30 protein-coding genes and 1 tRNA gene are annotated in these 26,987 nt (G+C 41.6%); 28 read left to right on the top strand and 3 right to left on the bottom strand.

Annotation, left to right across the window (positions count from 1 at the left end; all coding sequences use genetic code 11):
* Positions 1 to 41: 41 nt before the first annotated feature.
* A complete protein-coding gene (locus QV280_RS08410; protein WP_152819679.1) occupies positions 42 to 1,139 on the bottom strand; it encodes an alkene reductase in 1,098 nt (365 codons plus the stop codon).
* Positions 1,140 to 1,281: 142 nt separating this feature from the next.
* A complete protein-coding gene (locus QV280_RS08405) occupies positions 1,282 to 1,869 on the bottom strand; it encodes a YhgN family NAAT transporter (RefSeq protein ID WP_152819680.1) in 588 nt (195 codons plus the stop codon).
* 255 nt (positions 1,870 to 2,124) lie between these two features.
* Here QV280_RS08405 and QV280_RS08400 point away from each other — a divergent pair.
* A tRNA-Arg gene (locus tag QV280_RS08400) sits at positions 2,125 to 2,200 on the top strand.
* Between the two features lie 212 nt (positions 2,201 to 2,412).
* Here QV280_RS08400 and QV280_RS08395 read toward each other — a convergent pair.
* Entirely contained in the window at positions 2,413 to 3,405 is a 993-nt protein-coding gene (locus tag QV280_RS08395) for a polysaccharide lyase family 7 protein (protein WP_152819681.1), read from the bottom strand.
* A 269-nt stretch (positions 3,406 to 3,674) separates the two neighbouring features.
* Here QV280_RS08395 and QV280_RS08390 point away from each other — a divergent pair, with 269 nt between their 5' ends.
* The 27 genes from QV280_RS08390 to ccmI all read left to right on the top strand — a co-directional run bounded on the left by QV280_RS08390 (position 3,675) and on the right by ccmI (position 26,977).
* Positions 3,675 to 4,418 (top strand): DUF4344 domain-containing metallopeptidase, encoded by a 744-nt coding sequence (locus QV280_RS08390; RefSeq protein WP_152819682.1) that lies wholly within the window; start codon positions 3,675 to 3,677, stop codon positions 4,416 to 4,418.
* A gap of 153 nt (positions 4,419 to 4,571) precedes the next feature.
* Positions 4,572 to 4,754 carry a Flp family type IVb pilin gene (locus tag QV280_RS08385; protein ID WP_152819683.1) on the top strand — a complete coding sequence of 61 codons (183 nt, stop codon included), beginning with the start codon at positions 4,572 to 4,574 and terminating at the stop codon, positions 4,752 to 4,754.
* A 323-nt stretch (positions 4,755 to 5,077) separates the two neighbouring features.
* Entirely contained in the window at positions 5,078 to 5,272 is a 195-nt protein-coding gene (locus QV280_RS08380; protein WP_152819684.1) for a Flp family type IVb pilin, read from the top strand.
* A gap of 12 nt (positions 5,273 to 5,284) precedes the next feature.
* On the top strand, positions 5,285 to 5,731 hold the full coding sequence (locus QV280_RS08375; RefSeq protein WP_152819685.1) for an A24 family peptidase: 447 nt from the start codon (positions 5,285 to 5,287) through the stop codon (positions 5,729 to 5,731).
* Positions 5,728 to 6,591 carry an RcpC/CpaB family pilus assembly protein gene (locus QV280_RS08370; RefSeq protein WP_152819686.1) on the top strand — a complete coding sequence of 288 codons (864 nt, stop codon included), beginning with the start codon at positions 5,728 to 5,730 and terminating at the stop codon, positions 6,589 to 6,591. The genes QV280_RS08375 and QV280_RS08370 overlap by 4 nt, the downstream gene beginning before the upstream one ends.
* Positions 6,591 to 7,910 carry a type II and III secretion system protein family protein gene (locus QV280_RS08365; RefSeq protein WP_152819687.1) on the top strand — a complete coding sequence of 440 codons (1,320 nt, stop codon included), beginning with the start codon at positions 6,591 to 6,593 and terminating at the stop codon, positions 7,908 to 7,910. The genes QV280_RS08370 and QV280_RS08365 overlap by 1 nt, the downstream gene beginning before the upstream one ends.
* Positions 7,907 to 8,365, top strand: a complete 459-nt coding sequence (locus tag QV280_RS08360; protein ID WP_152819688.1) for a hypothetical protein — start codon at positions 7,907 to 7,909, stop codon at positions 8,363 to 8,365. Before QV280_RS08365 ends, QV280_RS08360 begins: the two co-directional genes overlap by 4 nt.
* Positions 8,365 to 9,633, top strand: a complete 1,269-nt coding sequence (locus tag QV280_RS08355; protein ID WP_152819689.1) for an AAA family ATPase — start codon at positions 8,365 to 8,367, stop codon at positions 9,631 to 9,633. The genes QV280_RS08360 and QV280_RS08355 overlap by 1 nt, the downstream gene beginning before the upstream one ends.
* Positions 9,630 to 10,913 (top strand): CpaF family protein, encoded by a 1,284-nt coding sequence (locus QV280_RS08350; RefSeq protein ID WP_152819690.1) that lies wholly within the window; start codon positions 9,630 to 9,632, stop codon positions 10,911 to 10,913. The genes QV280_RS08355 and QV280_RS08350 overlap by 4 nt, the downstream gene beginning before the upstream one ends.
* Positions 10,910 to 11,821, top strand: a complete 912-nt coding sequence (locus tag QV280_RS08345) for a type II secretion system F family protein (protein WP_152819691.1) — start codon at positions 10,910 to 10,912, stop codon at positions 11,819 to 11,821. Before QV280_RS08350 ends, QV280_RS08345 begins: the two co-directional genes overlap by 4 nt.
* A gap of 2 nt (positions 11,822 to 11,823) precedes the next feature.
* Positions 11,824 to 12,666 carry a type II secretion system F family protein gene (locus QV280_RS08340; protein ID WP_152819942.1) on the top strand — a complete coding sequence of 281 codons (843 nt, stop codon included), beginning with the start codon at positions 11,824 to 11,826 and terminating at the stop codon, positions 12,664 to 12,666.
* Position 12,667: 1 nt separating this feature from the next.
* The gene (locus QV280_RS08335; protein WP_152819692.1) at positions 12,668 to 13,732 is read left to right on the top strand and encodes an SPOR domain-containing protein; all 1,065 of its coding nucleotides are present in this window, start codon (positions 12,668 to 12,670) and stop codon (positions 13,730 to 13,732) included.
* A gap of 13 nt (positions 13,733 to 13,745) precedes the next feature.
* Positions 13,746 to 14,219: a TadE/TadG family type IV pilus assembly protein gene (locus QV280_RS08330; RefSeq protein WP_152819693.1), complete on the top strand. Its 474-nt coding sequence runs from the start codon at positions 13,746 to 13,748 to the stop codon at positions 14,217 to 14,219.
* The gene (gene tadF / locus QV280_RS08325) at positions 14,206 to 14,739 is read left to right on the top strand and encodes a tight adherence pilus pseudopilin TadF (RefSeq protein WP_253912498.1); all 534 of its coding nucleotides are present in this window, start codon (positions 14,206 to 14,208) and stop codon (positions 14,737 to 14,739) included. Before QV280_RS08330 ends, tadF begins: the two co-directional genes overlap by 14 nt.
* Before the next feature lie 16 nt (positions 14,740 to 14,755).
* Positions 14,756 to 16,372 carry a Tad domain-containing protein gene (locus QV280_RS08320; RefSeq protein ID WP_253912499.1) on the top strand — a complete coding sequence of 539 codons (1,617 nt, stop codon included), beginning with the start codon at positions 14,756 to 14,758 and terminating at the stop codon, positions 16,370 to 16,372.
* A 7-nt stretch (positions 16,373 to 16,379) separates the two neighbouring features.
* Positions 16,380 to 17,021 carry an OmpA family protein gene (locus QV280_RS08315; RefSeq protein WP_152819694.1) on the top strand — a complete coding sequence of 214 codons (642 nt, stop codon included), beginning with the start codon at positions 16,380 to 16,382 and terminating at the stop codon, positions 17,019 to 17,021.
* Positions 17,022 to 17,215: 194 nt separating this feature from the next.
* Positions 17,216 to 18,592: an O-antigen ligase family protein gene (locus QV280_RS08310; RefSeq protein WP_152819695.1), complete on the top strand. Its 1,377-nt coding sequence runs from the start codon at positions 17,216 to 17,218 to the stop codon at positions 18,590 to 18,592.
* 254 nt (positions 18,593 to 18,846) lie between these two features.
* Entirely contained in the window at positions 18,847 to 19,749 is a 903-nt protein-coding gene (locus QV280_RS08305; protein WP_152819696.1) for a LysR family transcriptional regulator, read from the top strand.
* Between the two features lie 271 nt (positions 19,750 to 20,020).
* On the top strand, positions 20,021 to 20,638 hold the full coding sequence (gene ccmA / locus QV280_RS08300; protein ID WP_152819697.1) for a cytochrome c biogenesis heme-transporting ATPase CcmA: 618 nt from the start codon (positions 20,021 to 20,023) through the stop codon (positions 20,636 to 20,638).
* Positions 20,638 to 21,306 carry a heme exporter protein CcmB gene (gene ccmB, locus QV280_RS08295; RefSeq protein WP_023402737.1) on the top strand — a complete coding sequence of 223 codons (669 nt, stop codon included), beginning with the start codon at positions 20,638 to 20,640 and terminating at the stop codon, positions 21,304 to 21,306. Before ccmA ends, ccmB begins: the two co-directional genes overlap by 1 nt.
* A gap of 27 nt (positions 21,307 to 21,333) precedes the next feature.
* A complete protein-coding gene (locus QV280_RS08290; RefSeq protein ID WP_152819698.1) occupies positions 21,334 to 22,083 on the top strand; it encodes a heme ABC transporter permease in 750 nt (249 codons plus the stop codon).
* Between the two features lie 3 nt (positions 22,084 to 22,086).
* A complete protein-coding gene (ccmD, locus tag QV280_RS08285; protein ID WP_152819699.1) occupies positions 22,087 to 22,293 on the top strand; it encodes a heme exporter protein CcmD in 207 nt (68 codons plus the stop codon).
* Positions 22,290 to 22,775, top strand: coding sequence for a cytochrome c maturation protein CcmE (gene ccmE / locus QV280_RS08280; protein WP_152819700.1), 486 nt, complete (start codon positions 22,290 to 22,292; stop codon positions 22,773 to 22,775). The genes ccmD and ccmE overlap by 4 nt, the downstream gene beginning before the upstream one ends.
* On the top strand, positions 22,772 to 24,730 hold the full coding sequence (locus tag QV280_RS08275) for a heme lyase CcmF/NrfE family subunit (RefSeq protein WP_152819701.1): 1,959 nt from the start codon (positions 22,772 to 22,774) through the stop codon (positions 24,728 to 24,730). Before ccmE ends, QV280_RS08275 begins: the two co-directional genes overlap by 4 nt.
* Complete coding sequence (locus QV280_RS08270; protein ID WP_152819702.1) at positions 24,730 to 25,284, top strand: DsbE family thiol:disulfide interchange protein; 555 nt, start codon at positions 24,730 to 24,732, stop codon at positions 25,282 to 25,284. Before QV280_RS08275 ends, QV280_RS08270 begins: the two co-directional genes overlap by 1 nt.
* Complete coding sequence (locus QV280_RS08265) at positions 25,281 to 25,757, top strand: cytochrome c-type biogenesis protein (protein ID WP_152819703.1); 477 nt, start codon at positions 25,281 to 25,283, stop codon at positions 25,755 to 25,757. The genes QV280_RS08270 and QV280_RS08265 overlap by 4 nt, the downstream gene beginning before the upstream one ends.
* Positions 25,757 to 26,977, top strand: coding sequence for a c-type cytochrome biogenesis protein CcmI (ccmI, locus tag QV280_RS08260; RefSeq protein WP_152819704.1), 1,221 nt, complete (start codon positions 25,757 to 25,759; stop codon positions 26,975 to 26,977). The genes QV280_RS08265 and ccmI overlap by 1 nt, the downstream gene beginning before the upstream one ends.
* Positions 26,978 to 26,987 lie beyond the last annotated feature (10 nt).

Genomic DNA, 26,987 nt, shown 5'->3' with positions numbered 1-26,987 from the left:
CAAGTGTAAGAGGCTGTTGTGTTTTTATCGCTGTGAGGGCGTTACTCGCTAAGAGTCGGGTAGTCCGTTAAGCCTTTCTCATCACCGCCAAACAGAGTATTTGGGTCGTGCTGTGCCCACTGCGCGCCAGCTTTGATGCGTTGCGGAAGATCAGGGTTAGCAATAAATGGTCGACCAAAACCAATCATATCGGCTAGACCCTCTGCAATGGCAGTTTCGCCACTTTCAGCTTTATAACGGCCAGCATAAATTAGAGTATTTTTAAACGCTTTACGTAGCGCAATTTTAAATTCTTTTGGCGTGTCAGGAGCATCATCCCAGTCAACTTCTGCAATATGCAGATAAGTGATATTGTGTGAGTCGAGCAGTTTTGCCGCTTCTGTGTAAGTATGCTCAGGGTTCGCATCCACGGTGCCGTTTAGAGTTGTTAGCGGCGCAAGACGCACACCAACGCGCTCAGCGCCAATAGCATCAACAAGAGTTGCCACTACTTCATCAAGAAAACGTAGACGATTTTCAAGGCTGCCACCGTATTCATCTGTGCGGTTATTGGATTCTGAATCAATGAACTGATTGATAAGGTAGCCATTTGCTGCGTGCAATTCAACGCCATCAAAGCCAGCTTCAAGAGCGTTTAATGCCGCTTGATGGAACTCTTTAACTACCGCTTTAATGTCGCTGGTGGTCATTTCACGAGGTTCAACCACATCAACAAAACCCGGCTCATCAGTGCCGTTGTCGATGAATACTTTGACGTTTTCCGCTTTGATGGCAGAAGAAGAAACAGGTTGCTCGCCACCGATGTTGTCAGGGTGAGTAACACGACCTACATGCCAAAGCTGAGCAAACATAGCGCCGCCTTGTGCGTGCACTGCATCCGTCACTTTCTTCCAACCAGCGATCTGTTCAGGACTATAAATACCCGGAGTCCAAGCATAGCCTTTGCCCATAGGCGAGATTTGCGTACCTTCAGAGATAATAAGCCCTGCTTGCGCTCGCTGAGCGTAATAGGTTGCCATCATATCATTGGCCACATCGCCCGGTTGTGAGGCTCTAGAGCGAGTCATAGGAGGCATAACAATACGATTTTTTAAGGTAAGGTTGCCAAGTTGGATAGGTTGAAATAGTGCTGAACTCATAGAGAACCCTTAACGGTATCTGGAAACTGAGTTCAGACTATCAGCCCTACTGAGTGTGATAAAGCACGAAACAAACAAAATAGTTTTACATGTTTGGCAATAATCAGTTTTTAGTAGGGCTTAATGAGCCAAGCGCTAACCATTAGTGCAGATAGCTTTCGATGCCATTTAAGAACATTTGTACCGCAATCATTAGCAGCAACATCCCCATTAAACGTTCTACCGCTTGCAGGCCTTTCTCACCGACAATACGTTCAAACAATTCAGAGAACATAAGAATTACCGCAGAAGCTAGCCAAGCTGCAACCAAAGCCAATGACCAATCAAACATACGAGTTGGATCTTTATGCGCCAGTAAAATTAAAGTCGCAATAATAGAAGGGCCAGCCATCAAAGGAATGGCCAAAGGCACGATAAGAGGCTCTTCACCCGCACCTAAACTTGCGCCAAGCCCGCCTTCTGGAGGAAAGATCATTTTCAAACTGATTAAAAATAAAATGATAGCGCCAGAAATAGAGACCGCTTCTTTATTTAAACTTAAGAAGGTCAAAATATTGTCACCTGCAAACAGGAACAACAGCATCACTAATAAAGCAATCACCAACTCACGAATTAAAACAATACGACGTCGTTTTTTATCAACGTGTTTTAATAAAGAGCTAAAAATAGGCAAGTTACCCATAGGGTCCATGATAAGAAAAAGCATGACCGCAGCAGATATAGTATCCATTCGATGTCCTGAAAAGTTAGGTGAACCCATGAGAGGTCGTGATTATGAAACAGGAAGTCACTCCCTGTACAGCACAATCATTGACTATTTGTTGCTACTTCACTTAATTATTAAAATTAACAGGTGTGACAAATCACAGTTTGGATAAAATGGAGTGTTTAATGAATGGAGTTGCGTATTTTTAGAATAAAAATAACGCAACTGTTTACTAAAGGATTGTCGCCTACAGTAAGCTATGATAAAAATACAGCCCACGTCCCCTTAGTTCAGCTGGATAGAACAAGGACCTCCTAAGTCTTAGACACAGGTTCGAATCCTGTAGGGGACGCCACTTCATATATACTTGTCTTAAAATTCAATAGCTTAGATTCTATCGTTTCTTCGGTAGGGTGCTTTTGGGATGATTTCCTGCTTAGGTTAGCTTTAATACTCAAATCCAATTCTAGCAGTTCAATTGCAGTATATAAAAATGCATGCTCTGTCCGATTATTGTCACTACAATTTAGTCATAACAGGGCAGAGCATACATTGGCTAAGTATTTATTACTGTTCTAAGTCCAGTTTATAAAAGCTAGCTTGCGCGTAGTCGCCTGCAGCTATGCCGTTATTTTTACAACCAACAGGGCCCACATTACATTGATTATATACACCTGCTTTGAAATGCAATACAGATTGCGCATAACCTTCGTCATAAGTGTTGCCAAGGTAGTGGCCTTTCGCAATATTCATGACAAATGTTTTTTTAATCGGTTTAGCGGAATCTAGATTTTTAGTAAACACTAGGTGCATTTCTTCACCCACTACATCAATGCTATAAGCAAATTTCTCGCCTAGTTTAATGCCATCAGTTGGTGTTGGTTGACCGTAACGAATTTTTGATTTGCCGAACACATCATGTGATATATCAAGACGTTTTGATTTATTTACACCCGTCGCATTGTTTTCGTAATTCCAATAAACCGAACCGTACTCTTGATCCGGTAATTTACGATAGAAAATTTTCAGTGGTTCGTTATCTTTTGAATGAATCTGACCAATTACAACACTAAATGAATCGTTGTTACGGTGATCGCCACTGGTACTGACATGGTCAACAGAAAGAACGGCACTCAGTTTTCCGCCCACTGCGCCATAGTTTTGTGCATTGTCATGACTTGAAAGCACAAAGTTGGCACTAGGTTTAAATTCGTTAATGCCTTCGGTTGGATCTAGCATGGCGTGTAATTCAGAACGTGCATTTTTTGAATTAGGCGTCGTCATCGCTTTGTTTGGCGCAACAAAAACCATAGCGCCGGTTTTCTTGTCCGTATAAAACCAATTTGATTGCGTGTAGCCTTTATTTAACTGCTGCACAGAGACTTCCATCACCAGACCTTTACGCTCAGGCTTAGTATCTTCCATAGGTACGTTCAACATCCATTTTGATAAATCAAAATTTTCTGATGGTGGCTTTTGTGGATTTAACGCCGCTGATGCCAATGCAGAGCAAGATAAGCCAAGAATGAGAGTAAGTGCTTTTAATTTACAGTTGAACATTATGATCCCTCTAGGTTGTAATATTTTCTTACCATAAAATAATACAAAACAAAGAAATGATGCCTTCGTCACAGTTTAAGCAAGGTGTTGAATCTAAACGATATTTTTTTGTTAACGCGTTATGCGCTAAGTGTCTTATTGGCGGTGATATAATGGACACATTCAGACTAAATAGTGATTAGCCAATAGAACGCAGGTATATGGCTGTAATCATTTCGCTAATCGATATTCAACTACACTTAACTTATCTATCAAATCAAGAGGTTAATATGCTAAGGAAAGCATTGCTTGGATTACTTTTTATTACGTCATCTGTGTTGGCGAGTGAGTTGGTTGAGCTTAAGTATCAATCGCCAAAGGGGAAGGATGAGCAAGCGGCTTACCAGTTGGTTGTAGAGAGTGGCATTAACCAACAATTTTCTGCATTGGTGGAAGAGGTGTTTCCTTTTAATAATGCTATGACGCTAGTTTATGGTGGTGATGAAGGCCCGCTGTATGATCCCAGCATTCATACTTTATTTATCCCTTATAGCTTTATCCTTGAAGCGCAGCATTACTTTTCTCAAAACAGGTCAGCTGATGAAGTTAATCAAGGCGTGTTAGATACTTTGATGCATACCTTATTACATGAAGCCGGACACGCTCTTGTTGTTGATGTTGACATTCCTATTCTTGGACGTGAAGAAGATGCAGTTGATAACCTTGCGACTATTATCATGCTTGAGTATTTAGAGGAAGGCGCACAAGCAGCTATTAATGCGGCGGATATGTTTAGCTATGAATCTGAAGAGGGGAGTGGGTATTATGATTTTGGTGAGTATATTGGTGATCACAGCTTTGATTTACAGCGTTATTTTGCCACACTTTGTTTAGTTTATGGCAGTGATCCTAAAGAGTACGCAGATCTATTAAATGAGATTGAAGGCGATTATCTTGCTGAGCAAAAAGAGGTGTGTGAAGAAAACTATCAGCAATTGAGTGTTAATTGGCATCAGTATTTAAAAAGAAGATAAAAACTAATGGCTATTTGGTAAGTCACTCATTTATATTAACAGTTAATTGTAACGGTATTTAACCTTATAAAGAAGCAATGCTTATTTTGAAAATTTTGTTTTAGTCATTTTTATTTTTTAAAATAAATCAACACTCACTTTTATTGTTAATTAATGTTCGAGTTATTTAAAAGATTCCTAGTAGACCAAAAAGGTGTAACTGCCATCGAATATGGAATGATGGGAGTCGCCCTCGCTGGTGCACTTGCTCTGATTATGGGCAATCAGGATAGTGGCTTTATTGCGGCACTTTCTTCACTTTACAGTAGCATTCTCATCGCTTTTCAACCTGCATAATAAATCACCTGAAAATGTATATTATTTCATCATGAAAATTTACATGTTGATTACACATCACTACATCAAGATTAATGTCCCAAAAATTTAATTATCAGAGTTAGGTTAAGCTTTGTTGATAAAGAGTTAGATTGTGATGCCTATCAATTTTTAGATGTCTATCACATACTTGTTGTTTTTTAATGTTTATGCGAATGTTGATAATTTGTTTCTTTTACTTGCGATGGAGATTTGGTCTCTCTTTGGTGTTGTTCTTGCTCGATTTATGCTGAACAAGACTTCTGGGGTTTCCCTAACATGATGATTTAATAAGGAACATGAACATGTTTAAAACTTTTTTGACTCGTTTTATTAAAGATGAACGCGGTGTTACTGCGATTGAATATGGTGTGATTGGTGTGGCATTGGCTGTAGGACTTGCTCTAGTGTTTGGTGATGTAGATAGTTCGGGAGCAGGTTCAGGATTTATTAAAACTCTATGGGATGCATTTAGTAAAATTGCTAGCAACATGAGTTAGGATTATTTAAGTTTGGCAACTTTGATTTTAGATATAGCTTTGTTAGTGCTGTGTTTCCTTGTGTGTGCAATAGATATATTTAAAAGGGAAATATATAACTTATATACTGTACTTCTTTTCTTAGTTGCCTTAATTTATAACATTCATTCGCCTTTAGATATTATGTTTTCTTTGAGTGTTTGCATAGTAATTAGCATCTTATTGTTTATTTTTTCTATATGGTCTGGAGGCGACAGTAAGTTGTTAATTGCTTTGACACCATTTTTTGCTCCTGAACAATTGTTAGATTTTTATGTGGCTACATTATTCAGTGGAGGTGTCTTATCACTAATATATATTGTCAAATATAGAGTTATATTAAACAAATCAATTGAATCTGGATTACCTTATGGAGTTGCAATAATTTTTGGAGCTCACCTATCTCTTTATTTTTCTCAAGGATTGACAATTTATTCATGAACTCACGTCTGGTCTTTATTCTTTCTTTCCTTTTTGTTGCTTTCGGTTTATTTGCTGTTATGCAAAATGTTAATGCTAGAGCAGAAGCTAGTGCAAAAAAAGAAGCATTGGAGAAAGTAGAAGAAAAAAAAGAAATTAAATTTGTATTGTGGCGTAACAAACAAGAACTCACTCGTGGCGAAATCATACCTCCTAATGGTGTAGAGCGTGTGGTATTACCTGAAGCAGAAGCGAATTCTTTAGGTGTAAATCGTGACGTTGAACTCCACTTAGTTAAAGATAGCAGGGCTAACCAGCCTATAACTAGTGGTGCTTATGTTTTCCCTGAAATGCTTACAGCGCCAGATCAGCCGGGTTATCTAGATCTTCTCGCATCTGAAGGAATGATCTTATATCCACTCCCTATATCCACTATAAATCTAATTAATAACTATATTCGTCCCGGTGATATGATTGATATCATTTCTGTCAGTTCGCCACTCACAAATTTAGCTGATACTGGCGCACGAATTACTCAATTTCAAGGTGTAAAAGCTCGTACCATCAAGCGTGGTGTACGTGTGTTAGCCTTTGAACAAAAGCCTGTTGATCCAAAAGAACAACCTACGAAAAGTGGTAACTCATTAAGCCCAAGAGTTTCCGCCTCTGGAAATTCAAAAACAACAGTAGTCATTGAAATAGAGCCTGACTTCGTTTCTCGCTTATCTTTAGCTCAGCGCACCATGCACTTGGAAATTTATCGCTCGCAATCAACAGGAGAAATCCCTCCTGCAAATATGAGTGATGTGATTGAAAACTATCAAGGTATTCGAGAGTTGTGCGGCGCAGAAACTCAGACCACCAATGTAGAGGTTTACTAATGCTGAATAAATGGTGTAGCAAACTGATATTGGTACTTTGTTTTGTTTCAACGCAAGCGTTCGCCTATTTGATTCCGCTTAATGATGCCCGCTCAGTGCGCACTAAACAGCAAATTGGCACGGTCTTTATGAGCCAGCCGACGATTGCTGATTATAAGGTTATCAATGAGCGTCAAATTGTAGTGTTTGGTAGTTCCATCGGTCAGACACGCTTGATGATTTACGATATCGATGGCCGCCTAGTAGTCTCAAGAGTGGTTGAAGTTACTCAACCTCTAAATAAAGTCCGTGATGAAATTAAGAAGCGCTATCCAGAACTAGATATCGAAGTGGTCTCTATGGGCTCTAAAGTTGCGGTGAACGGGGTCGTATTTACTGAGAAACAACGCGACGGTATTTATGCGTTAGTCGCTAGCATGCTCGATAAACAGCCTGTAGCACGTTTTCCCACTACTGATGCACCTTTGACAATGGCCGATCCTCAAACCGAGTTTTATCGAAACAATACCTACGATGGCTTGATTGAAGGCTTAGAAATGAGCTCTCCGTTTCAGGTCAATGTACGCACTACTATTGCTGCAGTAGGCAGTGAATTTCGTGAAACGGTTGGCATTGATTGGACTTCAGGTGGATCTCCTGGCGTATTTACTTTCCCCGATCTGACCGCTTCAGATATCTCCGCCACTATTACTGCGTTAGCCAATGATAATTTAGGCGAAGTATTAGCAGAGCCAAACCTAACGGTACTCTCTGGTCAAGAAGCCTCTTTTTTAGTCGGTGGTGAGATCCCTATGATCACCTCAGACACCAATGGTACAACCATCAGTTTTAAAGAGTTTGGTATTGGCTTAGATATTGCGGCAAAAGTGCATAACGAGCAGGAAATACGTTTGCGAGTACAGCCGAGCGTCAGCGTGGTGGAGCAAATCTACAAAACGACCACAGCGGAAGTGCCTCAACTGGCAACTCGGAAAGCCAACACCACGATTCAAATCGCCGATGGTCAAACCTTTATGATTGGTGGTTTGATGAATACCGAAGACATTGAATCGCTACAAAAAATTCCTTTATTGGGCGATATCCCGCTGTTTGGCGCTTTATTTAGTAAAGCGACCACCAATAGAAAAACCACCGAAGTGGTCATTATCGCCACAGTAAATTTGGTTAAGCCGACCAAAGCGAATGAATTGGTTATTCCTAGAATCCATAAAACCAACACCTTAAGCCGTTGGATGGGTATGAGTAAAGAATTTGCTGAGCAAGATCAACAAGACTCTAATTTGATAGAGCTTCTTAATAGCGGAGGTTTTGCACAATGAAACCCTTATTAATGTTACTGGTATTGGTTATCGCAGGATGTGCGGATCACGCTCTGCAACACAGAGGTACAGAAACCATTGCCTATCAAGAACAGCATAAATTTGAGCTGAGCTTTGAATCTTCAGCTCAGAAAATTGAATTCGAGCGTATTCAAGACATTGTAAGTCAGTTTGATGAAAAGCAAGCTCGTTATGAGCTTTACGTGCCTACACAGCTTCAAAAGCAAGGTGAGCAAATTGTGCAGTTTTTAAAGTCAATTCATGTTCGCCCTGATTGGATAGAAAGTCATTCACAACAACGGGGACAATCTCTAACTTTAATTGTTTCTCAATGGCAATCAGTAGTTGATTATTGCCGTCCTCTGACGATCGTAAAGCCTCACCCTCAAGCGGGTTGTGCTGTAGAAACGAATAGAACGATTCAACTTGTTAATCCTGGTACGAGAGTAAATTAATGGCCAATATGTTCGATCTCTCCGAAGAGCTCTCTCTTGATATAGATAAGAAAAAAACAGCCACACCAAAAAGCGTTGCGCCAAAGCAAAGTGGCGGGGCAACGCTGTTTTTCTCTGATAACGAATGTAAAGAAGCGGTTATCGAAGCGTATGTTTTCGAAGGCCTAGAAGAGCCAAAATGTTTTAAAGGCACTCCTCAACCTGAAAAAGATCAAGCGTTAGGTGATGTGGTACTAGTGCAATTAACCTCGTCCGTTGATATTGAAGCGGATGCGCAAGAGATTAATGCTACTCTGCCTAACAACAAAACCGTAATTTTACTGGGTCAAACAGATTCAATTCATGTATTACGCCGACTCGAAAAACTCGGTTTTTACTATCTGCCATGGCCTGTAGATAGAGCTGAGCTGATTGAATGTCTAAAGCAAGCTAGTCTTGATGAAAGAAAACGCTACGAAAGTGGCTATTTTCGAAAAGCAAAGCGCGTTGCGGTCGTTGGCACAAAAGGCGGTACTGGCACTTCGGTGATTGCAACCGAACTGGGTGTGCTACTGGCTAAAAAAGGCAGTCGTACGATCTTGGTGGATCACCATTACACACAGAGCAATATAGACATCATTCTTAGTCAAAAAGATCTTGAACAAGTTGATGTTAGCAGTATTACCGTTGAACCTAGCAAGCTTGATGAAGAGTCGGCTACCAGTTATCTCAATGAAGTTGAGCATAATTTCTTTTACCTTGGTTTTACTGGCAAAGATAAAATTGAAGAGCTGGAAAAATATACCAATATCATCAGTGAAAAACTGGCTCGCCAAGCCAACTTTATGATCGGTGATTTTTCAGGTTCGTTAGATTTTCCTTTAAATCCGCAAAAATTAATGTCCGAAAACGATGTCGTTGTATTGGTGACAGAGCCTTCTGTATCTGGCGTACGAGCGACTCAAAGGCTGTTAGATAAGATAAAAGACATTGCCATTCCGCAACTGGTTCGCCCGCGTGTCATGGTGGTAGTTAATCATCATCGCCCAGAGGGATCGTTTAATCTTAATCTTGAAGAAGTTGAACGTTTTTTGAAAATGAAAGCTGATGTAGTGATTCCATTCTACAAAACAGCGTCGAAGCAGCTAATTGATGGCAAGAAACTGCACCAATTAGAAAAAGGCAAGCAAATGCCATTTACTCAATTGTCGATGGCGATCAACGGACAAAACCCCAATAAAAAGTCGGGCTTATTTGCCAAGTTTTCTTTAAAGCGAGGTAAGAAATGAGCCTGACCCGTGAATTGTACGAACAATTTAGAGCCAAAATATTTGAAGTGATTGATGCGGGCATACTCAATGATATGACCCGCCAAGAGTTGACGGTACAGATAGAACGCGCTATTGGAAAATTGTGCGAAAACTATCCTGTTCCCGTACCAGCGGTCACCCGTGCTGAGCTGACGAAAAACTTAGTTGATGAGTTGATTGGTCTAGGGCCATTGCAGCAGTTAATGGAAGATGAATCCATTTCAGACATCATGGTCAATGGCGTGGATGAGGTGTTCATTGAGCGTAATGGTAAGACGCAAAAAGCTGATATTTCGTTTATCAACCATAAACAGCTGTTAGAAATTGCCAAGCGAATCGCCAATAACGTTGGTCGCCGTGTGGATGAATCTAGCCCTTTATGTGATGCTCGTCTTGCCGACGGTAGCCGCGTAAATGTGGTGATTCCGCCTATCGCGTTAGATGGTGTTGCCATCTCGATTCGTAAGTTTAAAGAGCAGAAATTAGGTTTGCGAGAGCTGGTGGGATTTGGCGCTATGTCTCCTGCTATGGCGCGAGTATTGATGATTGCGGCAAGGTGTCGACTTAACATCATTATCTCTGGCGGTACGGGCTCAGGTAAAACCACCATGTTAAACGCGCTTTCCCAATACATTGGGAATGATGAGCGTATTTTGACCATTGAAGATGCCGCAGAACTTCGTATTCAGCAGCCTCACGTTGTACGCCTTGAAACACGCCCTGCAAGTACAGAAGGTTCTGGCGCAATTACTCAGCGTGATTTGGTAATAAATGCTCTGCGTATGCGTCCTGAACGCATCATCCTTGGTGAGTGCCGTGGCGCGGAAGCTTTTGAAATGCTCCAAGCTATGAATACAGGTCATGATGGTTCGATGTCTACCTTGCACGCCAATACCCCTCGTGATGCACTCTCTCGTATTGAATCTATGGTAATGATGGCAAACCTTGCTTTGCCCCTTGCCGCTATTCGTCGAACTATTGTCTCTGCTGTACATTTGATTATTCAGGTGAACCGCTTGCGCGACGGAAGTCGTAAAGTCACCAGTATTTCTGAATTGTACGGGTTGGAAGGAGAGGCGCCAGTAATGGAGGAGATTTTCCGTTTTGCGCCTGATGATGAACAAGGTAAAGACAAGGTAAGTGGACAATTTGTTACATCTGGCTTGCCGAGCCGCTCACAGATTCACATTAGTGCTTCCGAATATGGATTATCTCGTGAATTAGAAGCCGCATTCGAGATGGAAGCGGAGCCAGCATGATGAGTTGGGCGTTTTTGACTATTGCTGTGTTGGGGTTAGGTTTAGCGCTATATTTTAAGCGCAAGCCTGATCCCCGCTATGTATTTTTAGAACATGCCACTCAGAAAAAGAACAAAGAAGTATCTGCCGTAGATATCAAAGGGCTGACCAAATCTCAGTTTTTACAGAGTGTAACTAGCTTATGGAATGTGATTTCAGCGGCTCTTGGCAAGTTTCCCATCCCCAAAATTATCGCTTTTATCGTTGTGATTAACGCTGTTGCAGTGTTTGTGAACCAGAAGTGGCTTAGTTTTCCACAAACTGAAATATGTGTTGCAGTTACAGCGCTTGGTCTTTTCTTTGGCATTCGCTCACTGGTTGATAAAAGACGCAAAGCATTTGATACTGATTTTCCCGACGCGCTGAATATATTGATGAGTGCAGTAACGGCAGGTGAGAGTATTAACGCTGCTTTTGCTTATGTTTCTAAAGTCTCTGATAACGATGTAGGTCGGGAGTTCAAAGATATTTCTGACCGCATGCGTTTAGGGGAGGAAACAGAGACCATTTTTGAACGCTCTTGTAAGCGCTTCCCTTACCCTGCATTTTTATTTTTTGTGATTACTATTCGCGCCAACATGGAGCGTGGTGGACAGTTAAAAAGTGTTCTAGGGAAATTAATTCGAGTTCTGGTAGAAGCACGTAATCTAGAAAAGAAAAAGATGGCAATGACCTCTGAAGCACGAATATCAGCAAAAATTGTAGGCGCCATTCCTTTTTGTTTTCTTTTACTTCTTAATTGGATTAACCCAAAAGATTTAGAGTTTGTATTGTTTCATCCTGATGGACGTTGGATTCTGTACTACTTGCTGATTAGTGAAGGTACAGGAATGTTTATTGTGTGGTGGTTGGTTAAGAGTATTCGCTAATGATGATAATTGTCGTTTTTTTTCTATTGGTTTCTGCAATGATTGCTTATGGTATTACTTATTATCTTGAACAGAAAGCGAAGCAACACAGAATAAAAATCTTTTTGGATGGAAAGAGACAAATTAATTTTAATTTCTTTCATGAGGTATTAGGTGGTTTTGGTAAAGGACAGCAGCGTGAAATTCGTGACAAGTTTGAAGATGCAGGTATTTATAACCGAGAGCTACTTCGTTATTACACACCAATAAAGTTGGGATTGCTCGCGTTATCGATTATTGCAATATTGTTTTTTGTTCACGAAACAAAAGAGATGATGCTGAGTTTTATGGCGGCAATTGTCACGGTAATAGTTATACCTGATATGTACTTAGCATGGCGAAAGAAAAAGTTAATCGAAAAAAACTCGCGCCAGTTACCTTATATGATTGACATGATGTCGGTATGTGTACAAACGGGGATGACATTAGAAGCTGCATTCCGATATCTAGGGGATGAACTTAAAAGTTTTGATAAAGACTTGTGCTATCAAATTCGTAAAACCTCGGATGCAGCAGAAGTTAAGGGTATGGAGGCCGCATTAGTTGATCTCACGAAGCGAGTACCGACTCCGCAAGTTCGAAGTTTTGCATTAACGTTAACCCAAAATATTCAATATGGTACGTCTGTAGCACCCGTTTTATCAGATCTAGCGGAAGATTTTCGTAATGAACAAATTTTGGTTATGGAAGAAAAAATAGGCAAATTAGCAGCGAAAATGAGTGCACCGCTAATTCTATTTATTATGTTCCCTATTGTAATTTTGATTCTAGCTCCAGGGGTTACCCGCATGATGTCAGGTAATTAGCATGAAGTATTTAATTATTGTTTTAGCTCTGCTTGTAACTGGGTGTACGACTACAAATAAGGTCTCAGATCAGCAGGCGATTAATCAATTCACGGTAAGCCAAAATTATCTAGGCTTAATTGAGTTTTATAAAAAGAAAGTTATAGAGGATCAAAATGACTGGCAGGCTCAGCAAGATTTGGCGCAGGCATATTTAAGTTATGGCGATCTTGAATCTGCTGATTTTTATATTCAGCGAGTATTGTCATTGTCACCAAGCCCATCTGCAACGGCGTATTTTATTAAAGGGCAAGTTCTGGCGCGAAATCTGGATTTTAGCAGTGCATTAGTAAAATATAAGCAAGCTATTGATAAAGGGTTAAACAGTGCCGAGCTATATATGCAGCAAGGTATTGCTCTTGCGCAAACTAAACAGTATGCCATGGCAATTGATAGCTTCAATAAGGCGAGGTTGCGCGGTTATGACGATGTAAGCATTAAGAATAATATCGCCATGGTGCACATTTATCAGCGCGACTACCAATCAGCTATCGATATTTTACTGCCGCTTTATGAAAAAGATTCGAGCAATGAAACGGTCAATGCCAATTTAGAAATTAGCATGCTGAAGCAAAAGAAAGAGAAGCAAGGCGAAAACTCTTCTTTACTCACCGATACGGGTTCTGTTGATGAAAATGCAGATAGCTCTGTGGTGACTTTGAAGAATGATGTTGTTAGCGATGAAGTGGAAGTCACCACCATTTCAGCTGAAGAGTTTTTTACCGCTCAGTCTGTTGAACAAAAGTCTCAAACAGAATCTGTAAAAAAGAGTGCTGCAAAGTCTAAAAGAACCTATCACATTCAGCTAGGGGCTTACGACACCATGGCAGAGGCACTGGAAAAAAGAAACGGCTTATTGAGCACTCAACTGCCTATTACGATTCGTCCTGTAGAGCTGCAAAATTCTGAAACTTGGTATCGATTGCTCAGTGGCAATTTTGCCTCTTATCGTCAAGCGATGACCTTTGCTAAACAAAATCAAGAGGTATTAAACCCTCATGACTATTTTATTCAAGTAACGCGCTAAGTGGTAGGGATTAATGAATAAGCAAAAAGGGGTAATTTCGATTGAATTTGGTTTGGGAGGGTTTGCTCTTTTCTTCGTATTGTTTGCTGTGTTTGAAATGGCACGCTTTGGCTATACGGTGAATATGACTGATACCACGTTGTCGGAAAGTACGCGAAAAGTGCGAATCTTTGATGGTCAAACATTGGAAGTGGCGTATGAAGATCGCCTACAAGACATACGTCAAGATGACGACTCTTTTTGGAATCAAATAGGCTTGGTTAACGCTGATAATTTTGTCTTTAATATTGTCCGGTATGCATCCTTGTCAGATGTCGCTAAAGAGGTTGAAGAGAGAGGCTGCTATGAACGTTGCCCTATTGTTGTGTATGAGTTGACCTACCGTTATCGCCCCGTGTTGTTTGAGACTTTGCTTCCTTCAGCTGATATCACACGCCGCATTATGACAGTGCAAGAGCACGAAGGTTGGGAAGATGAAGATGCATAGTCGAGATCTGCAAAAAGGTGGTTTTACTGTCGAAGCGGTATTTGGCATGACAGTGCTGGTCATCATGATGTTTTTTATCGCTGATTTGACCCAAATGATTTCAGCCAAGACCCAAGCAAGCCGTGTCAGCTACTCATTAGCAACAGCAACTAAAGAGCGCTCTCGATTTTTTGATGCTAGGCATAGTCTTAGTCAAGCTGATTTTGACTTAATCAACGATATAGCGGCTGACTTGTTACGCCGACAGGCTCCAGAGAAACAAGATGGATATGGTTTAACTGTAGAGGGTTATACCGATGGTAGTCCCAATGTAGTCAGCTTTAGTAAGGATTTAGACAGTGGAGAGGAGTGTGAACCACAGACCTCCATTGCCAATTTAGGTGATTTACGCCCAGAGCGTGAAGACGGAGTCATTTTCCCTATTTATCAAGTCACTGTGTGCTTGAAAATGGAAGGTTTCTCACAATATTTCCCCGGAATGAGGTATGTCAATAGCTCATCGGTGTTACCGGGAAGGTAAACAAGGAAGGTAGGGTATGAAGAATTTTAAGCGTCAAAAAGGTGTTGCGGTAATAATTGTTGCCTTGAGTATGGTGGCAATTGGCGGTATGGCGCAGTTGACCATCGAAGGTGGGCGAATGATCCAAGAGCGAGATCGATTAGCTGATGCTACTGAAGCTGCGACGCTAGCCGTTGCGATTGCCAACCGTACTGGACCGCATGTGTCAGATGAGCTTGCTCGTAGCTATCTCGAAACTTACCTGCCTAATATAGATATTGGTAATGTGAAAGTAACCCGTACTGAAGGTGAAGAAGAGGTCGATGGTGACAAACTCTATTATGTCCAGTATGAAGTGGGTGCCGATGTGGGTTTTGAACGACAAATGGGCTTTATTGATAGCTCGTCAGACAGTTCATCTTATAAAGTTGGTAATGATGCTATGGCGCGAACTTATATGTTGCCATCGGATTTAGACCTTGTGTTTGTGGCTGATTTCTCTGGTTCGATGAATGACCCATGGGGGGGGAAGTTAGATAGCTATAAGGGTGGTAGCGGCGGTAGCGGTGGTAGTGCTGGTAGCGGCGGTAGCGGTGGTAGTGCTGGTAGTGGCGGTAGCGGTGGTAGTGCTGGTAGTGGCGGTAGTGGCGGTAGTGCTGGTGATGAAATTAGCAAGTTAGACGTGCTAAAAGATCAGGTAGATATAATAGCGGGAGAATTACTTTCTCCCGATGGTACAAATGCTGGCTATGCACATAGGATTGGCTTTGTACCGTATAATTTAAGGACGCAAGAGGTGATTGTTGACAATCTTCGTTGTGTAACTGAATTAAAATATAAATCTATTGAGGTGACCACTGGCCCCAGTGACGATAGAAAGCATCATACGATCGCATACGATAGTATTCGTTGGGTAGATTGGGCAAAGAAATCAAGTGATACGGTTAAAAACTGTGCAGATAACTCTACGTATTGTGACAATGATATGACCCAACACGAAGCAAAGGCGATAGAAAAGGTATTTTCTGGTTCTAGTTATAACTTCCCAGACCCTTATGACTCTGTCGATATACAGAATACAGTAAAGAATTGGAATACAACAAAAACAGTAGTAACTCCGTGGATTCACCCTGTTTCTAGTTCTAGCGGTACCGAGCTTTTCTCTACTGGTATGTGCGGTGATAACGAGCAATTTAATACTATTCCTTTATCACTTCAACAGCCTGAAATTAGTCATATGAAAGCCAATGGAGGTACAGCTCTTTACCAAGGGCTTATTAGAGGCGCTCAAATTCTTGCAGAAGGAAGCTTCACACTAACTGATCCTGAAAAATACCATGAGCGTGCACAAATGCTTTTGATTTTAAGTGATGGTCAAGAAAACCCTTTCACTGAAACGTTTCCTGATCTAGTCAAAAATGGGCTATGTTCCAGTATTCGTAACCATTTTGTGAGTCACGATAGTCCACTTTATATTGGTGTAATTGGAATAGACTTTAAAGCTTCAGAAGCAGCAGGGTTTGCAGAGTGTGCAGGTGTAGGAAACATTATCGATGTAAGTGAGAGCCAAGACCTACTCAATAAAATCAAAGAACTGATCCAAAAAGGCGCCGCTACCAATGGAGTTTCTCGTTTATATGATAAAAATCTCTAGGAGCACTATGAAATTTTCTTTCGCCCCTTTTATTATGTGCTTAACCATCACTTCGATACCTGCTATTGCGGCCAATGACATGAATGCCAAAATTGAACAGCTTTGCGCAACAGAGCATATGCTGATTAAACATTCTGTGAGTATTGGTCAGGCAAACGCGGTTGCCGGAAATAGGGCGCAGCATTATCAAATTCAACCGGCATTGACTGAGCAACAAAAAGCGAATTTAAAAACGACAAAGGTAAGCCTAGGTGATGATTGCCTAGAGTTTTTAAGTCAGCAAGACGTGCTTTCTATTGATACAGAAGGCGTCATAGCCAGAGTGTATTTTAATTTTGATAATAGTGATTTAACACAAGCGTCTAAATTAACACTTACCGCTTTGGCAAAACGCATGCAGTCATTAAACGAAGTACCAAAACTTAATATCGTGGGGCATACCGATAATGTTGGCTCTGAAAGCTATAACCAAGAACTAGGTAAGCATAGAGCTATGTCAAGCAAAGTGTTTCTTGTTGAATCTGGAGTGGAAAAAGAGGTGCTGCAACCACACTCAGAAGGATTCAATAAACCACTACGAGACAATCAAACCGAGCAAGGGCGCGCAACCAATCGACGTGTCGAGATTGTTGTGGCTGAATCATCTTAACCTGCATGTTTTCAATATATTAGTATAAACTGGAGTTAGGTTACGAGTCAGTCTATTATCGTTTTGTAAGGGATTCACTAATTAGTAGTTCAAAGACGGTTAGTTGATCGTATGCCACAGTTTTTATTCAAACAAGTGTCTCTAGTTAACCTAGAGGCACTTGTTTTTCTTTCTACTAAAGTAAATTTTATTCTATGCACTTTTTAAAACAACGATATGCTTTAAGCACCATTATTCTCGTTATCGTCGCTCTATTTAGCTTCAATTTGTATGTGCTACCTGATCAGCAGGTGCTTATGTACGATTATAAGCGCTTGTTTTTATGTGCCATTTTAGTCTTTGTTGCCTTGAGTTTAGTATTCAGCCATACCTTGAGAGATGGGTTGGTAGGGCGATTTGCAAGTAGCAGTTGTTTAGTAAAAAGTCTTGTAGTGACTTTTTTTGGTTTTGCGTTTTTTGCCGATCTGCTCGGTTTATTTCCGCACAAGGCGATTCCGCTTTATTTCTATTTCATCGGTTTGTGTTTTTTGACTGTGACCTTTGCCTTAGAAAGGCCATCGTCCATAACCTTTAGACTCTTTTCTTGGATTATAGTCCTTTGTTTCCTGTCGGTATTTGTTGGATACACAGTTGCTACTTTTTACGGTGAAGGCACCACTATTTTTATGATTCTTAGCTATGTGAACCCAAGGTTTCTTAATCAAGTTCAAATATGGCTAATTATCCCATCGTTATACATTGCACTGGTATCAAAAAAACGCGTTAGCTATTTATTACCGATTTTGAATTTTGCCATGATGTTTGCATTAGACGCTAGAGGACTAGCGATTGCTTCATTTGGTGGAATCGTTTTATGGATGATGGTAGATCGATCTCAAAGACGAAAGATAGCGAAGATCTCAATAGTCTCGTTATTACTTGGGTTATTGGTTGCTGTTGTTTTCTTAACGCCATTACCGAGTTATTTGATGCATGGAGAAGCTACACCTTCACTATTAGATATGCGAGATACAACTAATGATCGCTTGCAGGTATGGCGCAATGCTATCGGCATGTATCGATTTTGGGGACTCGGTGGGGATGGCTATTTTTGTACTTCTATACTTGAGATCAGACCTCACAATTCAATAATTAGTGTGTTATTAAATTGGGGTGTTATTCCTACTCTTTGTTATATCACCTTAACTTTGATTTTGTTGAAACAAGTATTTAATGAGACAAATAGACGATATCGAGTGATAGGTTTATCTGTGCTTTCAGGTTTAGCATTGAGCTTAGTATCAAATGTTCTAGATTCACCCTTTAGCTTATTACTCGCCTGTATGTTTACAGGTTGGTTCTGTGGCCGAACCAAATTGACTTCAACTAAAATTCATAGCAAATGGGTTCATTCTTTATTAGTGATCGCTTCTATACTTACTATTGTATGTATTTCATACAAGGTCTCAGATAGAGTGAAAAATAACTTCTATCTTGATCTAAAGCAAGAAACTTTAGTACCACAATTCTGGCTAGCAAATAACTGCCCAGACATAAGGAATGTCAACACAATACCCACTAATAAGCACTAGGTTGCAGTAAATCTAATGGCTCAGTCGACAATATTCATCAAAACAATTTGTCATGCGTCAAATTATTGATTTTCTTAACAATCATGCAATAGAAATATGCATCAAAACACTGTATAACCGATGGATTATTTCACCCATTAATAATTCTGGTGCATATTAATGCATCCAGTAAAAATAATAAAAGTCAGTCAAAAATCGATAGCTAGTTACTAGAGATATTTGAAGAATTATAAATATTTGGATATGGGAACATCATGATTGAAGCAATTGAAGCTTTCATATTAGCAGCCGAACATAATTCGTTCAGTATTGCTGCAAAAAAATTAGGCAAGAGTCAATCGGCGGTTAGCCAACTTATTCATAACTTAGAGATAGATCTTGGTTATGAGTTATTTGATCGTCGTGGACACTTTATTTCCCTGAATGACAATGGTCATGCTTTGTTAAAACAAGCGCGTATGGTTAAAGCGCAATATTCACGCTTTGTGTTACACGCCGAGCAACTGAAAACCAACCAAAAACAGAGAATCAATATTGGTATTGATCCTTTGCTTTGCCCTAAAAACACCACTCGATTGATTCAACAATTTGAAGTTACTTTTTCATCAGTCGAAGTCCATTTAGTTTATCGCGATAGTCAGTCATTAAATGACTTATTGTTGGCTAAAGATTTGGACATAGTGATTGGCGGAAACGATGCCTTTTTACCAGCATCTGAGTATCATACCGAAAGCATTGGCACGGTTGAGAATGTGTGGATTGCGAAAGAAGATGCGATTCAGCGCATTAACTCGGCAGAGCAGTTGTTTGAATTGAGCACTTATCGCTACTTGATACCGCCTCAATTTGAAACAGAGTCATTAAAATCTATTACTGAGATTGCCTCAGTTTGGCGCATTGATGACATTAATACCTTGTTTAAAATGTGCGAGTCGGGTTCAAACATCGCCTGTATTCCGCACAATGCACTGACAGTGTTGCCGATGTACGAAGAGTTGCGAGTGGTCTCTTCGCGCTTATTGCCAAAGGTGAAAAAAGGATTGGTGTTAAGCTGGCACCTTGATACGCGCACCGCGCCTTTCTGCAAATGGATTAGTCAATCCCTGCAGCAGAAAACTCAAACTAATACGGTCACCAGAGTGTTAGAAAGCGCGTAAATTGATTGTTTTTTTACCGCTTATCGCGCTCATATTAATCAAAGCCTAGTATTTACTAGGCTTTGTTGCGTTTAAATACCTATAAACTGTGATTTAGCAAGTGTATTAGGGGAGAATCTAGGTTGCTGAGTCAGAAACTTGATGCGCTTCAAATCATTACTAGCTTGTTACTGAAATTAGGCGATTTCGCTTATAACTTAATCGCTTAGGCTGTATGGGAGTTAATAGCTTGTGATAGTATATTGACTCTTTTTCATAGATGAATTTGTTGATGCTACAAGTTACGGAACTATCTGCAATTAGAGATGAAAGAATTTTGTTTGAAAACCTGTCTTTTACTATGCAGGCAGGCGATCTTGTGCAAGTTGAAGGGCGCAATGGTACTGGCAAAACGACGTTATTACGTATCATTGCCGGGCTTGGCGACAAAGAGTCTGGAGAGATTGAATGGAAGCAACAGTCCATTTTTTCAGATAGAGATAGCTTTCATCAAGACTTGTTATTTTTAGGCCATCAAACCGGCATTAAAAGAGACCTTAGTGCATTCGAAAACTTGTCTTTTTATCTTAACATTAGTGGGCAGTCCTATACCCATGATGAAGTTTGGCAAGCATTAACCAAAGTGGGGTTAGCCGGTCGAGAAGATGTGCCAGTGGCGCAATTGTCGGCAGGCCAGCAAAGACGGGTGGCGTTAGCAAGGCTGTGGTTGAGTAAACATCCGCTGTGGATTTTAGATGAACCATTGACCGCCATCGACAAGCAAGGTGTTAAAGTCCTTGAACAACTGTTTTTACAGCATACAGAGCAAGGAGGCATGGTGTTGTTAACTACCCATCAAGATATGTTCGAAAATTGCGCCACGCTTCGTAAAATAAGGTTGGGGCATTAATGTTAGGTCATATGTGGGCGATAATCCGTCGTGAGTTGCTCATTGCATTCAGACGCCGAGCAGACATCTTTAACCCGCTGTGGTTTTTTATCATAGTCATTACTTTATTTCCTTTAGGTATTGGACCAGAGCCGAATCTTTTAGCGCGAATTGCGCCTGGGGTGGTGTGGGTTGCTGCGCTGTTAGCTGCATTGTTGTCATTGGAGCGATTGTTTCGTGATGATTACCAAGATGGCGCTCTTGAACAACTGATGTTGATGCCACTGCCATTGCCTCTAGTGGTGATTTCAAAAGTCATCGCGCATTGGATTCTGACTGGCTTACCTCTTATTCTGATTAGCCCATTACTGGCAATACTATTAAGCCTTAGCTGGGATTCTTGGACTGCTGTCGTTATTACTTTATTACTTGGTACGCCAACCTTAAGCTTTCTTGGCGCGATTGGTGTTGCGCTTACAGTAGGGCTACAAAAAGGTGGCGTGCTACTGAGCCTTCTGATCTTACCTTTGTATATTCCGGTACTTATCTTTGCCACATCAGCAATTGATGCGGCGGGTATGGGAGGTTCGTATAATGGTCAACTTGCCATTATGGCTTCTATTTTGGCAGGTTCTATAACATTAACGCCTTTTGCAACTAGCGCGGCATTGCGCGTGTCGGTAAATTAACTTTAATTTTCTCTGAGAGTAAAAAACATGTGGAAGTGGCTCCATCCTTACGCAAAATCTGAAGCAACTTACAATCTTTGTGGCAAGTTGCAACCGTGGTTTACAGCTTTAGCTTTAATTCTCCTTGCCTGTGGCAGTGTATGGGGTTTGGCATTTGCGCCAAGTGATTACCAACAAGGGGATAGCTTTAGAATCATTTATATTCATGTGCCGTCGGCGATTTGGTCGATGGGAGCGTACATGGGAATGGCCATTGCTGCTTTCATCGGGTTGGTTTGGCAATTAAGGTTGGCGAGTTTAGCCGCTCTGGCAATGGCACCAATTGGCGCGGTGTTTACCTTTATCGCGCTAGTAACAGGCGCGATATGGGGCAAACCTATGTGGGGAACTTGGTGGGTTTGGGATGCACGTTTAACGTCTGAGCTAGTATTGCTGTTCCTCTATCTGGGTGTTATTGGCCTATATCATGCCTTTGATGACCAAAAAACGGCCGCCAAAGCAGCGGGTATTTTAGCGGTTGTTGGCGTCATCAATTTACCAATTATTCATTTTTCTGTTGAATGGTGGAATACCCTTCATCAAGGCGCAACGATCACCAAGTTTGCTAAACCTTCTATTTCTAACGATATGTTGTGGCCTTTACTGCTTAATATTTTCGGCTTTGCCTTTTTCTTAGGCTCAGTGACTATGATTCGATTTAGAACTGCGATTTTGCAAAAAGAGGGTCATAGACCTTGGGTGCAGGAACTCGCTAAACGTACTTTCAGCAAAGGGTAACGCATGCATTTTGATTCTTTTTCAGAGCTATTTTTTATGGGAGGTTATGCCTCCTACGTTTGGGGTGCCTTTCTCATTACCTTTGGCGCTCTTGGATTGATTTTTGTATCGAGTTGCTTAAGTAGTAAAGCAACATTAAAAGAAGTGAAAAATAAAATGGACCGCCAAGCGCGAATTGATGCAGCTAAGAATATGGAGAACACGTTATGAACCCTAGACGTAAAAAAAGGATGGGCTTGATTGTCGCGCTGTTAGTCGGTTTAGGGTTAACCGTGGGATTAATGCTGTATGCACTCAATCAAAACATGGATCTCTTCTATACTCCTACTGAAATAGTGAACGGAAAACCTAACGGTGAAAAACCAGAAGTAGGACAGCGTCTTCGCATTGGAGGCATGGTAGTTGCCGGTACGGTTTCTCGTGATTCACAATCTTTGCGCGTGTCGTTTGATGTTGCCGATGTAGGCCCTTCAGTAACCGTGGTTTATGACGGTATTTTGCCTGACTTGTTCCGAGAGGGGCAGGGCATTGTTGCTCAAGGTGTATTGGTTGATAGCCATACTGTAGAAGCGTTTGAAGTCCTTGCAAAACACGATGAAGAATATATGCCACCAGAAGTTGCTGAAGCAATGAAGGTGACTCATGAACCTCTTCAATATACTCAAGAACAAAAACAAGGAAGCGGTCAATGATTGCTGAATTAGGGCATTTTGCTCTTATCGTCTCACTGGCGATGGCAGTGCTGTTAAGCGTGCTGCCTCTGTGGGGGGCGTCCAAAAATAATGCTTTGTTGATGAACACGGCAAGACCTTTGTCTTGGGGCATGTTCATCTTACTTGGGATTTCTTTTTTCATCTTGTGTTGGTCGTTTTACCACAACGACTTCACCTTGCAATACGTCGCAAGCAACTCAAACAGTAATCTTCCTTGGTATTACCGAATTACAGCAGTTTGGGGAGCACACGAAGGCTCTTTACTGCTTTGGGTATTAATCCAAGCAGGATGGACAGTGGCAGTTGCAACCTTTAGCCGTGGCATGCCGCAAGAGTCTGTGGCGCGCGTTTTAGCGGTTATGGGCATGATAACGGTCGGTTTCTTACTGTTTATCATAGTCACATCAAACCCGTTTGATAGAACCTTGCCGTATTTCCCAGTTGATGGCAGAGACTTAAACCCGTTACTGCAAGACCCTGGGCTGATTATTCATCCTCCAATGTTGTATATGGGCTATGTAGGTTTCTCGGTAGCGTTTGCGTTTGCGATTGCTTCATTGATGGCTGGCCGTTTAGATACCGCATGGGCTCGTTGGTCAAGACCGTGGACCATTGCCGCGTGGTCATTTTTGACTGTGGGCATCGCACTAGGCTCCTGGTGGGCGTATTACGAGCTTGGTTGGGGCGGTTGGTGGTTCTGGGATCCAGTAGAAAACGCCTCCTTTATGCCATGGCTTGCGGGCACCGCATTGATGCACTCTCTTGCTGTAACAGAAAAACGTGGCACGTTTAAAGCGTGGACGGTATTACTGGCTATCTCGGCATTCTCGTTAAGTTTGCTTGGAACCTTCTTAGTTCGTTCAGGTATTTTGGTCTCGGTGCACGCTTTTGCCTCTGATCCGGCGCGCGGCATGTTCATTTTGGCATTCCTAGTGGTGGTGATTGGCGGTTCGTTACTGCTGTTCGCCCTGAAAGGCGCCTCCGTAAGAGTACGTGGTAATTTCGATCTAATTTCTCGCGAGAACGCCTTGCTTGCCAACAATGTGTTGCTGATAGCGGCACTGGTTGTGGTATTGGTCGGGACTTTACTACCGCTAGTACATAAGCAGTTGGGGCTAGGTTCTGTATCCATTGGCGCACCTTTCTTCAATATGCTGTTTACATGGTTGATGGTGCCATTTGCGTTCCTATTAGGTATCGGTCCATTAATGCGCTGGAAGCGCGATAGCATTAAACAATTTGCTAAACCTCTATTAATCAGTGGCGTCATTTCACTGACGTTAGCGGCGGTAATGGTTTGGCTATTGAGCGAACGTTTCACCGGACTTGCCTTCCTTGGTTGGGTGATGGCGCTGTGGATTGTTTGTTTGCATATCTTTGAGCTTCACCAACGCGCTACACATCGTCATTCATTTACGGTGGGACTGACCAAGCTCCCTCGCAGCCATTGGGCAATGATGAGTGCGCATATTGGTTTAGCGGTGACCGTTATCGGCATCGCTATGGTGCAAAATTACAGCATTGAACGTGATGTGCGACTTGCTCCGGGTGAGAATTTTAATATCGAAGGTTATAACTTCCATTTTGAAAACCTGAGAGACAATGACGGTCCAAACTACGATGGTTACATTGCCGACTTTAAAGTGACTAAAGACGGCAAGTACATTAATACATTACACGCTGAAAAACGCTTCTATACCACAGCTCGTTCAATGATGACTGAAGCGGCGATCGATGCTGGCGTCACACGCGATCTTTACATCGCGATGGGCGAAAAGCTTGATGATGGAGTTTCATGGGCGGTGCGCATTTATTACAAACCGTTTGTACGTTGGATTTGGGCGGGGAGTTTGTTTATGGCATTGGGCGGTGCTATCGCCATCAGTGATAGACGCTACCGTTTTCGCAGTAAAACAGCTAAGAAGGAAGCGTAATGAATAAGAAAATATTATTTGTCCCTTTGCTGCTGTTTATCGTGTTAGCTGTGGTGTTTGCCACTCAGCTAACTCGAAATGCTGGTGGCGACGATCCGACTAAATTGGAATCGGTGTTGATCGGCAAGAACGTACCAGTGTTTAAGTTAGAAGATCTAGAAACTCCAGGGTTGTTGCATGACCAAGCCATTTTTACCGGACAACCACTGCTGTTAAATGTCTGGGCGACTTGGTGTCCAACGTGTTATGCAGAGCATCAATACCTGAATGAATTATCATCTCAAGGGGTAAAGATCATCGGTTTGAATTACAAAGATGACCGTGGCAAAGCCATTAAATGGCTACAAGATCTTGGCAATCCTTACATGGTGAGCTTGTTCGATGGCCGAGGTATGCTAGGGCTAGATCTTGGCGTGTACGGAGCGCCAGAAACCTTCTTAATTGATGCCAAGGGCGTGATTCGTTACCGTCACGTGGGTGATGTCAACGTTAAAAACTGGCAAGAAAAATTAGGCCCTATGTATCAACAAATGCTCGATGAGGTGAAATCATGAAGAAATGGTTTATCGCTATTATCGCGTCCATGATGTTCAGTGTTACCGCGCACGCGGTGATTGAAGTGCACGAATTTGATACCCCAGAGCAAGAACTGCAATTTCAAGAATTGAACCACACTTTGCGCTGCCCTAAGTGTCAGAACAACACTATTGGTGATTCGAACGCTGAACTGGCATTAGATCTTCGAGAAAAAGTGTATGAAATGACCAAAGAGGGCAAGTCAAAGCAAGAGATCGTGGATTATATGGTGGCGCGCTACGGCAATTTTGTGACCTATAAACCGCCGTTTACCTTAGGTACCGCCATTTTATGGTTGGGACCGGTTTTTGTAGTGCTGATTGGCTTTGGCTTTATTTTAACTCGAAGCCGACGTAAACCTGCCAAAGTAGCAGGTAATGCCACCTTAAGTGAAGAAGAGCAGCAACGCCTAAATGCTTTGCTAAAAGACGATAATGGAGACAACAAATAATGACGTTGTTTTGGATTTCTACCTTAGTTATTGTCCTGTTTGCAGCGGCCTTAATTATAATCCCACTAGTTAGAAAGCAGGTGGTTAATGATGCTGAGCGTCGTGATGAGCTCAATAAAACTATTTTTAGAGAGCGTGTTGCTGAGTTAGCCGTTGAAGATGAAGAAGGCATCGTTGTTGATAAAGAAGAGTTGATTGTTGATCTTAAACAGGCACTTCTTGACGATATTCCCGCTGAAAAACAATTGGCTTCCACAAAATTGGGCTCTCCAGTATTAGTTGCCGTTGTTTCTGCGGTATTACTGCTTGGGGTTTCATACGGTTTTTATGCTAAGTTTGGCGCAATCAATGAGGTTAAGCATTGGCAAGATGTTAGTGCTAACTTACCTGCGCTAAGCAAGAAGTTAATGGACAGCAATGGTCAAACATTAACTGACCAAGAGCTAAACGATTTGACGTTAGCACTGAGAACTAACCTTCATAAAAACAGTGATGATGCGACAGGTTGGCTATTGCTAGGGCGCATTGGTCTTGCCAATCGCGATATGCAAACAGCCATTGGCGCAATGAAACGTGCGCGTAAATTGGAGCCAACCAATGTTGATATTCAATTGGGGCTTGCACAAGCATTAACCTTATCCAACGATGAAGTCGACCAACTTGAATCAGAACGTTTATTGCATGACCTATTGCGCCAAGACTATGTTGATTTGCGAGTCTTTTCTTTGTTAGCATTCAGCGCCTTTGAAAAACAAGACTATGCGGGCGCCATTCGTTATTGGCGCACCATGCAACAGTTAATTGGTGCTGATGACAGCCGTTACGAAATGTTAGAGCGCAGCATCAATAGCGCACGTAGTAAAATGGGCGACACAGCAGTAGCCATTCCTGGCGTCACCAGAATTGGTATTTCTATTGCCGATAACGTGACTTTACCAGAGCAAGGTGTGTTAATTGTATCGGTGCATCGTGAAGATGGTTCACCAATGCCGATAGCTGCTGCTCGTTATGGTTTAGGCTCTTTTCCTCGTATGATCATGATGGATGACGGCAATAGCATGCTTGAAGGGCTAAAATTATCGAGTTTAGATAAGTTTATTGTTCGTGCTCGCATAGATACCGATGGCGATGTGTCGACTAAGGATGGCGATTGGTTTGGCGAAAGTGCTGTTACTGCGAAGGGAGAAGATGTAACTTTAGTCATTAATAGTCAATACTAATACTGTCAAT

This window comes from Vibrio sp. B1Z05, assembly GCF_052955985.1.
The sequence above is the reverse complement of the archived record's forward strand: the minus strand, read 5'-3'. Positions and strand labels throughout refer to the sequence as shown.

What these genes read in the sequence shown, in the direction of transcription:
- QV280_RS08390 (WP_152819682.1), top strand. Translation starts at nt 3,675, where the DNA reads ATGCTAAGGAAAGCATTGCTTGGATTACTTTTTATTACGTCATCTGTG.
- QV280_RS08360 (WP_152819688.1), top strand. Translation starts at nt 7,907, where the DNA reads ATGAAACCCTTATTAATGTTACTGGTATTGGTTATCGCAGGATGTGCG.
- QV280_RS08370 (WP_152819686.1), top strand. Translation starts at nt 5,728, where the DNA reads ATGAACTCACGTCTGGTCTTTATTCTTTCTTTCCTTTTTGTTGCTTTC.
- QV280_RS08335 (WP_152819692.1), top strand. Translation starts at nt 12,668, where the DNA reads ATGAAGTATTTAATTATTGTTTTAGCTCTGCTTGTAACTGGGTGTACG.
- QV280_RS08340 (WP_152819942.1), top strand. Translation starts at nt 11,824, where the DNA reads ATGATAATTGTCGTTTTTTTTCTATTGGTTTCTGCAATGATTGCTTAT.
- QV280_RS08345 (WP_152819691.1), top strand. Translation starts at nt 10,910, where the DNA reads ATGATGAGTTGGGCGTTTTTGACTATTGCTGTGTTGGGGTTAGGTTTA.
- QV280_RS08380 (WP_152819684.1), top strand. Translation starts at nt 5,078, where the DNA reads ATGTTTAAAACTTTTTTGACTCGTTTTATTAAAGATGAACGCGGTGTT.
- QV280_RS08315 (WP_152819694.1), top strand. Translation starts at nt 16,380, where the DNA reads ATGAAATTTTCTTTCGCCCCTTTTATTATGTGCTTAACCATCACTTCG.
- QV280_RS08275 (WP_152819701.1), top strand. Translation starts at nt 22,772, where the DNA reads ATGATTGCTGAATTAGGGCATTTTGCTCTTATCGTCTCACTGGCGATG.
- QV280_RS08365 (WP_152819687.1), top strand. Translation starts at nt 6,591, where the DNA reads ATGCTGAATAAATGGTGTAGCAAACTGATATTGGTACTTTGTTTTGTT.
- ccmD (WP_152819699.1), top strand. Translation starts at nt 22,087, where the DNA reads ATGCATTTTGATTCTTTTTCAGAGCTATTTTTTATGGGAGGTTATGCC.
- QV280_RS08350 (WP_152819690.1), top strand. Translation starts at nt 9,630, where the DNA reads ATGAGCCTGACCCGTGAATTGTACGAACAATTTAGAGCCAAAATATTT.
- ccmB (WP_023402737.1), top strand. Translation starts at nt 20,638, where the DNA reads ATGTTAGGTCATATGTGGGCGATAATCCGTCGTGAGTTGCTCATTGCA.
- ccmE (WP_152819700.1), top strand. Translation starts at nt 22,290, where the DNA reads ATGAACCCTAGACGTAAAAAAAGGATGGGCTTGATTGTCGCGCTGTTA.
- QV280_RS08410 (WP_152819679.1), bottom strand. Translation starts at nt 1,139, where the DNA reads ATGAGTTCAGCACTATTTCAACCTATCCAACTTGGCAACCTTACCTTA.
- QV280_RS08270 (WP_152819702.1), top strand. Translation starts at nt 24,730, where the DNA reads ATGAATAAGAAAATATTATTTGTCCCTTTGCTGCTGTTTATCGTGTTA.
- QV280_RS08320 (WP_253912499.1), top strand. Translation starts at nt 14,756, where the DNA reads ATGAAGAATTTTAAGCGTCAAAAAGGTGTTGCGGTAATAATTGTTGCC.
- ccmI (WP_152819704.1), top strand. Translation starts at nt 25,757, where the DNA reads ATGACGTTGTTTTGGATTTCTACCTTAGTTATTGTCCTGTTTGCAGCG.
- QV280_RS08330 (WP_152819693.1), top strand. Translation starts at nt 13,746, where the DNA reads ATGAATAAGCAAAAAGGGGTAATTTCGATTGAATTTGGTTTGGGAGGG.
- tadF (WP_253912498.1), top strand. Translation starts at nt 14,206, where the DNA reads ATGAAGATGCATAGTCGAGATCTGCAAAAAGGTGGTTTTACTGTCGAA.
- QV280_RS08395 (WP_152819681.1), bottom strand. Translation starts at nt 3,405, where the DNA reads ATGTTCAACTGTAAATTAAAAGCACTTACTCTCATTCTTGGCTTATCT.
- QV280_RS08290 (WP_152819698.1), top strand. Translation starts at nt 21,334, where the DNA reads ATGTGGAAGTGGCTCCATCCTTACGCAAAATCTGAAGCAACTTACAAT.
- QV280_RS08305 (WP_152819696.1), top strand. Translation starts at nt 18,847, where the DNA reads ATGATTGAAGCAATTGAAGCTTTCATATTAGCAGCCGAACATAATTCG.
- QV280_RS08265 (WP_152819703.1), top strand. Translation starts at nt 25,281, where the DNA reads ATGAAGAAATGGTTTATCGCTATTATCGCGTCCATGATGTTCAGTGTT.
- QV280_RS08355 (WP_152819689.1), top strand. Translation starts at nt 8,365, where the DNA reads ATGGCCAATATGTTCGATCTCTCCGAAGAGCTCTCTCTTGATATAGAT.
- ccmA (WP_152819697.1), top strand. Translation starts at nt 20,021, where the DNA reads ATGCTACAAGTTACGGAACTATCTGCAATTAGAGATGAAAGAATTTTG.
- QV280_RS08405 (WP_152819680.1), bottom strand. Translation starts at nt 1,869, where the DNA reads ATGGATACTATATCTGCTGCGGTCATGCTTTTTCTTATCATGGACCCT.
- QV280_RS08310 (WP_152819695.1), top strand. Translation starts at nt 17,216, where the DNA reads ATGCACTTTTTAAAACAACGATATGCTTTAAGCACCATTATTCTCGTT.
- QV280_RS08385 (WP_152819683.1), top strand. Translation starts at nt 4,572, where the DNA reads ATGTTCGAGTTATTTAAAAGATTCCTAGTAGACCAAAAAGGTGTAACT.